The organism is Pedobacter ginsengiterrae, from assembly GCF_039537385.1.
In the GTDB taxonomy this organism is placed as follows: domain Bacteria; phylum Bacteroidota; class Bacteroidia; order Sphingobacteriales; family Sphingobacteriaceae; genus Pedobacter; species Pedobacter ginsengiterrae.
This window is the reverse complement of the sequence record NZ_BAABAK010000009.1, coordinates 22,961-35,792: the sequence shown is the minus strand read 5'-3', so window position 1 is coordinate 35,792 and position 12,832 is coordinate 22,961. Positions and strand designations below refer to the sequence as shown.

Annotated in this window: 10 protein-coding genes; 8 read left to right on the top strand and 2 right to left on the bottom strand. The window is 34.1% G+C overall.

The window, feature by feature from the left end:
- Positions 1-19: 19 nt before the first annotated feature.
- Positions 20-640, bottom strand: coding sequence for a tetratricopeptide repeat protein (locus tag ABD692_RS07990; protein ID WP_316763951.1), 621 nt, complete (start codon positions 638-640; stop codon positions 20-22).
- A 332-nt stretch (positions 641-972) separates the two neighbouring features.
- Here ABD692_RS07990 and lon point away from each other — a divergent pair, with 332 nt between their 5' ends.
- Complete coding sequence (lon, locus tag ABD692_RS07985) at positions 973-3,444, top strand: endopeptidase La (RefSeq protein WP_316763954.1); 2,472 nt, start codon at positions 973-975, stop codon at positions 3,442-3,444.
- A 93-nt stretch (positions 3,445-3,537) separates the two neighbouring features.
- Positions 3,538-4,485 (top strand): lipid A deacylase LpxR family protein, encoded by a 948-nt coding sequence (locus ABD692_RS07980; protein ID WP_344766113.1) that lies wholly within the window; start codon positions 3,538-3,540, stop codon positions 4,483-4,485.
- A gap of 2 nt (positions 4,486-4,487) precedes the next feature.
- Here ABD692_RS07980 and arfB read toward each other — a convergent pair whose 3' ends face one another.
- Entirely contained in the window at positions 4,488-4,898 is a 411-nt protein-coding gene (gene arfB / locus ABD692_RS07975; RefSeq protein ID WP_344766112.1) for an alternative ribosome rescue aminoacyl-tRNA hydrolase ArfB, read from the bottom strand.
- Between the two features lie 162 nt (positions 4,899-5,060).
- On the opposite strand from arfB, the gene ABD692_RS07970 reads away from it, so the two are divergent.
- From ABD692_RS07970 to rpsA, 6 genes are all read left to right on the top strand, one after another.
- Positions 5,061-5,846, top strand: a complete 786-nt coding sequence (locus ABD692_RS07970) for a hypothetical protein (RefSeq protein ID WP_316763963.1) — start codon at positions 5,061-5,063, stop codon at positions 5,844-5,846.
- Between the two features lie 61 nt (positions 5,847-5,907).
- The gene (gene cmk, locus ABD692_RS07965) at positions 5,908-6,588 is read left to right on the top strand and encodes a (d)CMP kinase (RefSeq protein WP_344766111.1); all 681 of its coding nucleotides are present in this window, start codon (positions 5,908-5,910) and stop codon (positions 6,586-6,588) included.
- 54 nt (positions 6,589-6,642) lie between these two features.
- Complete coding sequence (locus tag ABD692_RS07960) at positions 6,643-7,473, top strand: 3-keto-disaccharide hydrolase (RefSeq protein WP_316763968.1); 831 nt, start codon at positions 6,643-6,645, stop codon at positions 7,471-7,473.
- Between the two features lie 62 nt (positions 7,474-7,535).
- Entirely contained in the window at positions 7,536-9,017 is a 1,482-nt protein-coding gene (locus tag ABD692_RS07955) for a TPM domain-containing protein (RefSeq protein ID WP_344766110.1), read from the top strand.
- A gap of 141 nt (positions 9,018-9,158) precedes the next feature.
- Positions 9,159-10,145: an SH3 domain-containing protein gene (locus tag ABD692_RS07950; RefSeq protein ID WP_344766109.1), complete on the top strand. Its 987-nt coding sequence runs from the start codon at positions 9,159-9,161 to the stop codon at positions 10,143-10,145.
- 364 nt (positions 10,146-10,509) lie between these two features.
- Positions 10,510-12,444: a 30S ribosomal protein S1 gene (gene rpsA / locus ABD692_RS07945; protein ID WP_316763983.1), complete on the top strand. Its 1,935-nt coding sequence runs from the start codon at positions 10,510-10,512 to the stop codon at positions 12,442-12,444.
- Positions 12,445-12,832 lie beyond the last annotated feature (388 nt).

Below are 12,832 nucleotides of genomic sequence, written 5' to 3'. Positions count from 1 at the left end.
TCTTTACAACTGGTTTAACTCATTTTAAACTTGTAATCTGAGCTTTATCATAAGTAATCCAATCAATAATATCTTTTCTAAGTGGCTGTAAAGTTAAAACCTTTTGAAAATCGGCTATAGAATTATTAAATAATGCCACACAAGCTTGTTTTTCAACAGCTTTCTTCGCTTTAAAAGATCTAAAAATTGCATAATCTTTATAAGCCAAACCACGGTTTTGCAGCATTTGAGTATCTTCCTCTCCACTTAATTCGCTTGCTTTAGTAAAATCTTTAATAGCGGCAGTATAAAAATTCTCACGCATGGTACTTAAAGCTTGTTTAGGGTCGTTAGCAACATTTAATCTTGCTTTGCCACGATAATAATAAGCAGAAACTTCTGTCGGTTTTAAAACAATTAAATTGCTGTAAGTTGTTATTGAGTTTTCATAATCACCATTTTGATAATAAGAATAACCCAGCATTTGTAAAACTTTTACATTATTCGGTTCTTTGGCATTGGCTTTTTCTAACTGGACAACGGCTGTTTTATAATCTCCCTTAACCATGGCATCCAAAACTTTTTTATCGTTACTTTGCGCAAAACTGGTACTTGTAGAGAAAATGATTAAACCTAAAACGGTTTGCTTAATGTAGTTCATGTACTGGTAATAAGTTAACAAATCTAAAATTTCATCGCAAATAAATGCATAAAATATTCACGCAATATATTCAATTCTTCGAAAATAAAGTGGTTTAATTTTTTTACATTCACTAAATCAATCAAACAATAGGTTTAACGCTCAAAATCCTGATATATGATATTTGGCGAATAATTTATATTCTCTGCCTTTTTATCATAACATTATACCAATTTTAATATAACATTAAATTAAAACAACTTTGGCACAAGAGTTGAATTTAATATATATAGATTAAAAACACACAGATCATCAACGATAGAACTGCCAGTTTGTCGTTTCAAATAATAATAATGAGTAAAGAAGATATATTTGATTTTAATAGCGCAATGCCAATAATAAACGAGGATACCGAATTTTTCCCTTTAATGTCTCAACAAGACGAAGAAGATATGAATAATGAAGAAACCCCCGAAGTGTTGGCCATTCTACCACTGCGCAATACCGTTTTATTTCCTGGTGTAGTTATTCCAATCACAGTTGGAAGAGATAAATCCATTAAGCTAATTAAAGAAGCCTACAAAGGAAATAAGATTATTGGTGTTGTTTCCCAAAAAGATGTTTCGATTGAAGATCCAACTTTTGATCAATTAAATACCGTTGGTACTGTTGCAAACATTATAAAGCTTTTACAAATGCCTGATGGTAACACTACAGTTATCATTCAAGGTAAACAACGCTTTAGTTTGTTGGAAGAGGTTCAAAATGAGCCATATATCAAAGCTTCGGTTAAGAAGTTTGAAGAGCAGAAGCATAAAACGGATAAAGAATTTAAAGCCCTGATTGCTTCTATTCGTGAAATGTCTGCTCAAATTATTCAGCTTTCGCCGAACATTCCAAGCGAAGCAAGTATTGCACTTAAAAACATTGAAAGCAATTCATTTCTGATTAATTTTATTTCATCGAACATGAATGCCGAAATGTCTGATAAGCAAAAAATCCTGGAAATGGACAGTTTATTGGAAAGAGCGCAAAAAGTTATGGATCTTTTAATGGTTGAATTGCAGATGTTGGAGTTGAGAAATCAAATTCAATCGAAAGTTCGCACCGACTTAGATAAACAACAGCGTGATTATTTCTTAAATCAGCAGTTAAAAACCATTCAAGAAGAGCTTGGAGGCAGTTCTGCAGATATTGAATTTGACGCACTTCAGGAAAGGGCAAAAAAGAAAAAATGGTCGGCAGAGGTTTTTGCGCATTTCGATAAAGAGCTTGATAAATTAGGCCGTATGAATCCAGCGGCGCCAGATTATTCTGTACAATTGAATTATTTGGAATTGCTTTTAGATTTGCCTTGGAGTGAATTTACAAAAGATAACTTCGACCTTAAAAGGGCACAAAGAATTTTAGATAAAGACCATTTCGGGCTTGAAAAAGTTAAACAACGTATAATTGAATATTTAGCGGTGTTAAAACTTAAACGCAATATGAAGGCGCCAATTTTATGTTTGGTAGGCCCTCCAGGAGTTGGTAAAACATCTTTAGGCAAGTCTATAGCGAAAGCTTTGGGCCGTAAATATGTGCGCATGGCGTTAGGCGGTATTCGCGATGAAGCTGAAATTCGTGGTCACCGTAAAACTTACATAGGCGCTATGCCTGGCCGTATTATTTCTTCAATTAAAAAAGCAGGTGCTGATAACCCTGTTTTTGTATTGGATGAAATTGACAAAGTAGGTACCGATCACCGCGGCGATCCTTCATCAGCTTTGCTTGAAGTTTTAGATCCTGAACAAAATAATGCTTTCTACGATCATTACGTAGAAATGGATTACGACTTATCGAACATTTTGTTTATCGCGACAGCGAATTCATTAAGTACGATACAGCCTGCATTGTTAGATCGTATGGAGATTATTGAGGTAAATGGTTACACAATTGAGGAAAAAATAGAAATTGCTAAAAAATTCTTATTGCCGAAACAAAAAGAAAACCATGGCTTGAAATTGAAGGACATCATTCTTAAACCTGCCTTAATCGAAAAAGTAATTGAAGATTATACCCGCGAAAGTGGTGTACGTGGTTTAGAGAAAAAAGTTGGATCGCTGGTTCGTGGTGTTGCTACAAAAATTGCAATGGAAGAAGAGTATAATGTTACTTTAACCAACGATGATGTAGAAAGAATTCTTGGAGCACCAATTTATGATAAGGATTTATATGAAGGTAATGAAGTTGCTGGTGTGGTTACAGGTTTAGCCTGGACTAGCGTAGGCGGCGATATTTTGTTCATTGAGTCTAGTTTAAGTCCGGGTAAAGGTAAATTAACCTTAACTGGTAATCTTGGCGATGTAATGAAGGAATCGGCAGTTATTGCGTTAGCTTATTTACGTGCACATGCAAACGAATTCGGCATTGATTATACTTTGTTTGATAACTGGGATGTTCACGTTCACGTACCCGCGGGTGCAACACCAAAAGATGGCCCTTCGGCTGGTATAACCATGCTTACCGCTCTAACTTCAGCGTTTACGCAACGTAAAGTAAAACAACATTTAGCTATGACTGGCGAGATTACCTTACGAGGAAAGGTTTTACCTGTTGGCGGAATTAAAGAAAAAATATTAGCCGCAAAAAGAGCAAATATTAAAGAAATAATTCTTTGCAAAAGCAACCGTAAGGATATTTTAGAAATTAAAGAAAGTTATATCAAAGATTTAAAATTCCACTACGTTTCTGAAATGAGTGAAGTAATTGATTTGGCATTATTAAAAAATAAGGTTAAAAAACCATTGGATTTAAGTATAAAACCTGCCCCAATTGTTAACTAATTTGTAATATTAAAATTTAATTTAATCCTTCGATTAATTAATTCATTTACAATAGATACTTTTATAGCCTGAGGTAATTCCTCGGGCTTTTTTATGAAATCGATTTTAGCTTCCCTTTTATTATTGTTTATTATTGATGCTGCTAAGGCTCAGAATTTTAAAAACGAATTTGGCTTCAAAACGGAAAATGATGCTTATCTGGCTACATTAAACGATAGATATTATACAAATGGTTTATTTATTTATTACCGCAGAGCGATAAATCCTGAAAAATTTGGAGAGCATATCGAGAAGAAAACTTACGAAATTTCTGTTGGGCAAAAGATTTACACACCATATTGGGGAATGGTTGCTAAACGAGAAGACCAGGACAGGCCTTTTGCTGGTTATTTGTATGCTGGAGCCGCTTACTCTGTTTTCTATAAAAAAGAGAGCGTTTTAAAAACCAGTATCGAATTAGGAACAGTTGGCCCGAATTCGTTAGCGCAAGATGCTCAAGAGTTTTTACACAAAACTGTTGGCTTTTACACACCAGCTGGCTGGGATTATCAAATAAAAAACGAAGTAACAATTAATCTTTCTACAAGTTATAGTAAATTAATACATCGCTCAAGCGATAATGCGGTCGATTTTAGTGGACAAGGCTATGCAAATTTAGGAGCAACTTTTAATGGCTTGGGTGCATCGGTTTTATTTAGAGCTGGAAAATTAAACCAACTATTTAATAGCGCCTACCACAACGCCGTTATCGGAGATTCAAAAACAAAAAAAATAAATAATTTCGAATTTTTCTTTTACGCAAAGCCCCAGTTAAATGTTGTTGCGTATGATGCCACTATTCAGGGAAGTCTATTCAATAATGATAGTCCAGTAACATTTGGCGTTAAACCAATAGTGTTCGAACAGCAATTTGGTGTAAATTATAGTTCGAATAGATTTACTGCTGATTTTAACGTGATATTTAAAACTAAAGAAGTTAAAAGCGTTGCTAAGGCGCAAAACTATGGAGGATTGAGCTTGTACTACAGATTTGGGCAATAATTTTAGTCTAAATTAGGCTTCCTTCTACGTTCCTTTTTAAATGCGTTAACGGTTTTGTTTTTTAACCTTTTTTCGATAATCGATTTTGGTATTTTAGTTGGTTTTCTTTTTTTCTGAATTAAGAGTGATTTTTTAATAAGTTCGACTAATTTAACCACTGTTTTTTCTTTATTTAAAAGCTGACTTCTATCTTCCTGAGAAACAATATGAAGCAATCCTTCCGTATCTAATCGATTTTCTAATCTTAATTTTAAAAGTTCCTTTTCATCTTCATTAAAAAAATAAGCTTCGTTAATATTAAAAATAAGCTCTACTTTACTCGAAACCTTATTTACGTTCTGGCCGCCCTTCCCTCCGCTTCTAGAAGTTTTAAAGGTTACATATTTTAAAATCTGCTCTCTATCAGGTACCATTACTATACAATTTCGTTTTATTTAAGCATCAAATATATCCCTAAAAAAAATAACAAAAAATGTTAAATTTGATATTTATAATTTTGATGATTTTGTTTATTCATCCAGAAATTTTAACTTCAAAAAATCAATCTAAATAAGCTTCAAGCTAAAAACGTCCCAATGACACTAAATAACTTCGGTAAAAAACTTCTACGTTTTTTAAAAACTCTACTATTTTCGATTATCATTTTTGTTTTCCTATTCTTATTAATCTGGACTTATTGTTACTCATTACACATATTTTATGGGCTGGCATTAATCTTAATTTTTGCTATTATCTCATTTTTTCGAAAACAAAACCGACGATTTATCACCATAACCTTATGCGCAGGTTTTTTACTTTTTATCCTTTCTACCCCTTATAATCTTAGGCAATACAACCAACATGCAGAGGCTTTTCAAGAGCAAATTAATGCTGGCTTTCATTTAAGCTTTAAAGAAAAGGCAGCGATTTATGGTACTTTGTTAATTATAACTGTAGGAGATATTATTCCTTTTCCAGAAGCAAGTATTCAAAATTTTTATCTTTTATTTCCTAAAGAAAGTAAAACAAGAATTTTTTATGATAATGATTATTTAAGAGCACCAGATATTCAGGCTGTAATTAACAGGAAGGGTAAACATGAGGTTGCCTGGAACAAATGGAGTGAACGTTTTAACGGTAACTTCAGGTTTGCTGCAGCTTTTGATCCATGTACTTTAGAGATCACAGATGAAGGTGATCAAAAAAAGGCAACGCTAATAACCTACTTTAGCTACCGTAAAAATTATACAACTCATAATGCAAATCACCTGCTTAATGGCTTATTTGCTTTTAGAATTGATGAAGGATTATTCTGGTATTTACAACATGAAGGATGGTTACATCCTTACAATGCAGTCTGGATAGCTAAATTTGATAAATAAACATCTTTTAAAGCGCTAAAAAGTTCAGCGTTATCCTTCTATTTTTTACCTTTGCAGCACGATGAAAAAAAATTTAGTAATAGCTATAGATGGCTATTCATCTTGCGGAAAAAGTACACTGGCAAAAGCATTAGCTAAGCAATTAGGTTTTATATATATAGATAGTGGGGCCATGTACCGTGCTGTAACCTTATATTTTTTAAGAAACCATATTGATATTACTGATGACTTAAAAGTAGCCGATGCCTTAAAGCATATCGAATTAAATTTTCATGCACGAGATTACGAATCGCATATTACATTAAACGGCGAAGAGGTTTCTGATGAAATTAGGTTGATGCCTGTTTCTGAAAACGTAAGTGAGGTTTCTGCCCATAAAATTGTTCGCCACGAAATGGTTAAACAACAACAACGGATGGGAAAATCAAAAAACATTGTTATGGATGGCCGAGATATTGGAACAACAGTTTTTCCTGAAGCACCATTGAAATTATTTATGACTGCCGACCCAAAAATTAGAGCAGAGCGAAGATTTAAAGAATTAGAAAGTAAAGGTAATAATGAAACAACTTTAGAAGAAGTTTTTGAAAATCTAGCACATAGAGATTATGCCGATACAACCAGAAAAGAAAGTCCTTTAGTGCGGGCTGATGATGCTATAATTTTAGATAACACCAACTTAACACAAGAAGAACAACTTGCATTTGCTTTAGAAAAGGTACAACCATTTCTAAACAATTAATTTAAAGGGTTAAATTTAATTTCATATTTTTAGCAGCTAACCAAGTTTGCTAATATGAAACATAAAATCTTCTTTATTCTTACCTTATTAACAATCTCTATTTCTTTCCAGGCAAATGCCCAAAAAGGCTGGATAAATCTTTTCAATGGTAAAGATTTAAAAGATTGGAAAGTTAAAATCTCTAAACACGATTTTAACGATAATTACGCAAATACTTTTCGAGTAGAAAATGGTTTGATGAAAGTAAGCTATGATGGTTATCAAGATTTCGACAAACAATACGGCCATATTTTCTATAAAAAACCATTTTCGGCTTATTTATTAAAAGTTACCTATCGTTTTATCGGCGAACAGGCAAAAGGCGGCGAAGGATGGGCTTGGAGAAATAGCGGCGCCATGCTGCATGGTCAAGCTCCAGAAACTATGCTTCGCGATCAAGATTTTCCTATATCTATTGAAGGACAAATTTTGGGGGGCGATGGCGAACACGATCGACATACCAGTAATGTATGTACCCCTGGAACAAACATCGTTTTCGAAGGCAAACTATTTACTCAACACTGTTTAGATTCTAAATCTAAAACTTACGCTGGCGACCAATGGGTTACTGCCGAATTTTTGGTTTTAGGCGATTCTGTTGTTAAACATATTATAGAAGGCGAAGTTGTTTTAGAATACACTAAACCACAAATTGGAGGAGGAAGTGTTACCAACTATGACCCAAAAGTTAAAGTTGATGGTAAACCACTAACATCGGGCTATATTTCGTTGCAGAGTGAAAGCCACCCAATAGAATTTAAAACGGTTAAGCTTTTTAATTTAGAAGCTTACATGAAGGATAAAACCAAACTAAATAAAGTATTAGATAAAATACTTAAAGAATAATCCCCCATTCATTTTTAGCATCCCTAAAACTAATGTTATTCTATTTAACAATAATTTTTTAGATGAAAAATTTAATACTCTCCTTACTGTTTTTTGTAAGCTTAGCTACGTACGCTCAGAAAAAATATAATGTTAATGAGATTCCCGACCCAAAGAGATTAGGGCAAGACTATTATGTAAGCGATCCCGATGGGATCTTAAGCAATGTAGATTCGTTAAACAGACTCATAACTCGTATAGAAAAACAAACTAAAACCGAAATTGCAGTTGTAGTTGTAAAAGATTTCGACGACAATCTTGATGAGTTTGAATTTGGGATGCAATTGTTTAGAAAATGGGGAATTGGCAAAAAAGAGGTTAACAATGGCTTGCTATTATTCGCTTCCATTGACAGAAGAAAATATCGATTTATTACAGGTTACGGATTAGAAGGTTTATTACCAGATGTTAAGTTAAAACATATTGCAGAAAGAAATTTATTGCCTGCATTTAGAACTCAGAATTATGATGATGGCATTGCAAATTCACTAAATGCAATTGCCGATTTTTTAAATAATCCAAATAATTCAGCAGAAATACAATCTTTAATTGCCGAAACAAATAAAAGCAAAAACGAATGGAAAGACCCCACAATTTATTCTGGGGTAATTATATCGCTTTTCATTCTTGCATTTATTTACCTCAAAAAGAAATTACCTTCTTATAAAATTAAAAAAAACAAAATTACTGTAAATTCCTATGATAAGGCTTTAGCAGGTGGTTGTGGAGGGTTATTCCTCATTGCTTTTGTTTCTTTTTTTGTTTGGGCTTTTATATTCGAGTTTAAAAACATCGGGCTAAACTTAACCAGTATTCCAATAATAATATATATCGTCTTATCGCTGTTTTTTTTCTTTAGATATTTGGGAGCACTTTCTACATTGAGAAAAATGCATGTTGATGATGAAAATTTCTTTAATGCAGCTAAAGAACTAAATAAAAAAGTTTGGCCATTAGCAATACTCTCTCCTCTTGTTTTATTCGGGATTTTAAAAAACGCAAATACTAGGAGTAAGTTATCTTCGAGATTTACACCATTATTAGATAGTAATAATAATAGCATGATCCGTGTGGATAGAGATATTAATGTCGAAGGAGAACCATTTTTAAACAAAGGTCAACGCAAGGAAGAAATACTTTTTGTTTACGATTATGACATTTGGGAAAGCCAAAATCACAAAGAGCACCAAATAAAAGCCTGGCCAGCAGAAAACTTTAGCGATTTTAGTGAATGTCCAAAATGTAAATTCAAAACTTTATCAAAACCTAAAGTAGAAACCGTAAGAAGAGCAACGTATAGCAATAAAGGCGAAGGGAAAGAGATTCAGGAATGTTCCAATTGCAACCATGAAATTTTCATTAAAACGGTTGTACTGGCAATGCTTGTTGAAAGTTCCTCTTCTTCCAGTAGCAGCAGTTCTTCATCATCAAGCAGCTCATCATCAAGCAGTGGTAGCTGGGGCGGTGGTAGTAGCGGCGGCGGTGGCTCTGGAGGAAGTTGGTAATCATGATTACGTTTGAAAATGATTCCGTTCTTTTACAAGGCTTATTAAAAGTATTTCCTAATTTTGGAGCTCTTTAGCACGATGTTTGCTCTTAGCGTGGTGCAATATTTTACTTATTTGCTTTGCAGAAATACCAAAATTATGACTAGAATTTTCTTTTTACTACTTGCTTTTTCTTTTTTTTCGAACCGATTAGCAGCACAAGATACTTATAAAGTGACCGCCGATCAGTTACGTGTTAGAGCGAGCAGCGACCCAAAAAGTAAAGTAGTAGGTAACATTTCGCAAAATGAAAATGTAACGGTTTTAGACGCTAGCAATGCTAAGTTCTATAAAATCAAGTTAAAAAATGGTGAAGGCTGGGTAAGTAAAGATTTCGTTCAAAAGATTTCAGCTCCACAACCTGCTACGCCACAATCCGCTTCTACAGCACCATCAACCCAAGCTCCTGCTACTACGCCTGTTGCCGATGTAATCTATCGCGTTACAACCGACAATTTGAGAGTAAGGCAAAAGGCTGATCCAAAAAGTAAAGTGATTGGTTACCTTCCAGAAAATGAAAATGTTGCTGTAATTGATTCGGCTGATGCCAGTTACTTTAAAATAAAAGTAACCAACGGCGAAGGTTGGGTGAGCAAGGAGTTTTTAGTTCGAATTTCACCACTGTTAAAACCAATTGATAACAAAGCGGCAGTTTCTGCTTCTATACCTCAATCTGCAGAAAATTATTCAAATATTATTTTCTTCGGTGTGGTTGCCTTGATACTAATTGTTATTTTGTACTTCTCGCTAAAATATGCCAGCGGAAACAAATTTTTAATTGCTTTTGCTACAATTGTTATACTGGTAATTGGTTACTTCTGTTTTATAACTTTTGTAAAAGAAAAAACGGTTTCGGGTACATTTAGCAGTAGCGAAGATATACAGTATAAGGTCTTTAATTTTAAATCTAAAGACTCGGTTTTAGTTCAGGATGCTTATACTGACTCGGCTTTTACCTCTAAATATGTTATTGATGGTGATATGATTAAATTATACGACCAGCAAAACACCATAATGCTTTTAATAAGAGATGATAACACGCTAATTGGAGAGGGTTTTACCAGAGGGATATTTACAAAGAAATAAGTTTAAAGCAATTGTTGTTTCTAAACCTGGTAGCAGCGGCAGCCCCCGATTTTTCTTCGGGGCTATAGCGAATAACAGGACTGCTTCGACCGAAGAATTGCTGAATGCTCATTTTCAAATCATTATATAAAAATACATAAGAAAAACCCACCTCTGGTAAAATATCGGAGAAGGCGCTCTGAAAGAAAGGAATTCCAAAATGCCCGTTTTTTGCATCCAATCTTGATACTTGATACTTAATACTTGCTACTACTTTTCTAATAACCTAAAAATCAGCAACATTTATTAAAAAAATCTTTTCTATTAATTAAAATATTTTTACCTTTGCTGTCCCTAAATAGGGAAAAAAGGAGATAATTAATTAATGGCTAAAAAACAAGTAGCAGAAAAAGAATTAGCAGCTAAAACAGCTGAGCTTCAGGGAGAAGGCGGACGCCTGACTGAAAAAGAAACTATTGAATCAGAAGCTGATTCAGTTTCGATCGAATCGATCAAATCATCATTAGCAACACCAACGGAAGATTTCGATTGGGATGCAGATGAAAAAGTTTTCGGAAATTACAATGACGCAGACCGTAAAAAGTTTGAAGATATGTATGCTGGAACATTCAATCAAATCACTAAAGGTGAAATCATTAGCGGTATCGTTGTTTCAATTAACAACAAAGATGTAGTATTAAACGTTGGTTTTAAATCAGACGGTTTAGTTTCTACTTCAGAATTCCGTGATACACCAGATTTAAAAATCGGCGATTCAGTTGACGTTTTCGTTGAAGCACCAGAAGATGCTAACGGTCAATTGATCCTTTCTCGCAAAAGAGCTAAAACTCAAAGATCTTGGGAAGCGATTAACGAGGCTCTTGAAAATGATAGAATCATCAACGGTTTCGTTAAGAGCCGTACTAAAGGTGGTTTAATTGTTGATATCATGGGTGTTGAAGCTTTCTTACCAGGTTCTCAAATTGATATTAAACCTATCCGTGATTACGATGTTTACGTTGGTAAAACAATGGAATTCAAAGTTGTTAAAATTAACCATGAGTTTAAAAACGTTGTAGTTTCTCATAAAGTGTTAATCGAAGACGATTTAGAATCACAAAAAGTAGAAATCGTTTCTAAATTAGAAAAAGGACAGGTATTAGAAGGTACTGTTAAAAATATTACTGATTTCGGTGTGTTCATCGATTTAGGTGGTGTTGATGGTTTACTTCACATTACTGATATTTCTTGGGGCCGCATAGAGCATCCAAAAGAAGTATTATCATTAGATGAAAAAATCAACGTGGTTGTTTTAGATTTCGATGATGAGAAAAAACGTATCGCTTTAGGTTTAAAACAATTAACTCCACACCCTTGGGAGAACTTAAGCACTGACATTCAAGTTGGTTCTAAAGTAAAAGGAAAAATCGTAACTGTTGCAGATTACGGTGCTTTCTTAGAAATTATCCCAGGTGTTGAAGGTTTAATCCACGTTTCTGAAATGAGCTGGTCACAAAACTTAAGAAATCCACAAGAATTCTTAAAAGTTGGTGATGAGATCGAAGCTGAAGTTTTAACTTTAGATAGAGACGAGCGCAAAATGAGCTTGGGTATTAAACAATTATCTAACGATCCATGGCAAGAAGTTGCTGCTAAATTCCCTGTTGGAAGCAAGCACAAAGCAACTGTTAAAAACATGACTAACTTCGGTGTTTTTGTTGAAATCGAAGAAGGTATCGATGGTTTAATCCACATCTCTGATTTATCTTGGTCTAAAAAAGTAAACCACCCTAACGAATTCACTAAAGTTGGTGATGTATTAGATGTAGTTGTTTTAGAATTAGACGTTGATAACCGTAAATTAAGTTTAGGTCACAAACAATTGGAAGAAAACCCTTGGGATACTTTCGAAACGATCTTCACTTTAGATTCGGTTCACCAAGGAACAGTTGTTAAAGTAACTGATAAAGGTGCTGTTATTGCTTTACCATACGGTGTAGAAGGTTTCGTACCAACTAAACACATGGTTAAAGAAGATGGTACTTCAGTTAAAGCTGAAGAAACTAACGACTTCAAAATTATCGAGTTTAACAAAGAAGCTAAACGCATCGTTGTTTCTCACGCTCGTATTTGGGAAGAAGTTAAAGCTGAAGTTTTAGCAGAAGAACGTGCTACTAAGAAAAAAGAAGCAAAAGCATCTGTAACTGCAGTTAAAAAAGTTAAAGATTCTGTAGAGAAATCTACTTTAGGAGATTTAGACGTATTAGCTCAATTGAAATCGCAATTAGAAGGCGAAGAAAGCAAAGCTAAAAAAGGCTAGTTCTTTTTAACTAAATATATTAATCCCGATAGCGAAAGTTATCGGGATTTTTTTTTCCTATTTTTTGCCACGGAAACACAGAATCTTCACGAGGCCGTCTTTGGGAGGAGGCTTTTTCAGCCGACGAAGCAATCTCAGTTATAATATAAATGCAACATGAGCTTATATTTTCTTAATGTCTTAATGGTTCAAATAATTTGAAAACGAAAGTCAGCACTCATCGGTAACTCCTGCCCCGCTGTCCGATCAATCTTTTTTTAAACTCCTGTCATGCTGAGCCCGTCGAAGTACAACAAAAAAGGATTTCCCTCCCATCGGGTTTAGGTAACATCAATAATTCGTTCTCCCAAACCTTTTACTTTCATCCGATTAGAATTACTACTTTTGA

Excerpts from the sequence above, each read along its gene's own strand:
- ABD692_RS07955 (WP_344766110.1), top strand. The coding sequence starts at position 7,536 with ATGAAAAATTTAATACTCTCCTTACTGTTTTTTGTAAGCTTAGCTACG.
- ABD692_RS07960 (WP_316763968.1), top strand. The coding sequence starts at position 6,643 with ATGAAACATAAAATCTTCTTTATTCTTACCTTATTAACAATCTCTATT.
- arfB (WP_344766112.1), bottom strand. The coding sequence starts at position 4,898 with ATGGTACCTGATAGAGAGCAGATTTTAAAATATGTAACCTTTAAAACT.
- ABD692_RS07980 (WP_344766113.1), top strand. The coding sequence starts at position 3,538 with ATGAAATCGATTTTAGCTTCCCTTTTATTATTGTTTATTATTGATGCT.
- ABD692_RS07970 (WP_316763963.1), top strand. The coding sequence starts at position 5,061 with ATGACACTAAATAACTTCGGTAAAAAACTTCTACGTTTTTTAAAAACT.
- lon (WP_316763954.1), top strand. The coding sequence starts at position 973 with ATGAGTAAAGAAGATATATTTGATTTTAATAGCGCAATGCCAATAATA.
- ABD692_RS07990 (WP_316763951.1), bottom strand. The coding sequence starts at position 640 with ATGAACTACATTAAGCAAACCGTTTTAGGTTTAATCATTTTCTCTACA.
- ABD692_RS07950 (WP_344766109.1), top strand. The coding sequence starts at position 9,159 with ATGACTAGAATTTTCTTTTTACTACTTGCTTTTTCTTTTTTTTCGAAC.
- cmk (WP_344766111.1), top strand. The coding sequence starts at position 5,908 with ATGAAAAAAAATTTAGTAATAGCTATAGATGGCTATTCATCTTGCGGA.
- rpsA (WP_316763983.1), top strand. The coding sequence starts at position 10,510 with ATGGCTAAAAAACAAGTAGCAGAAAAAGAATTAGCAGCTAAAACAGCT.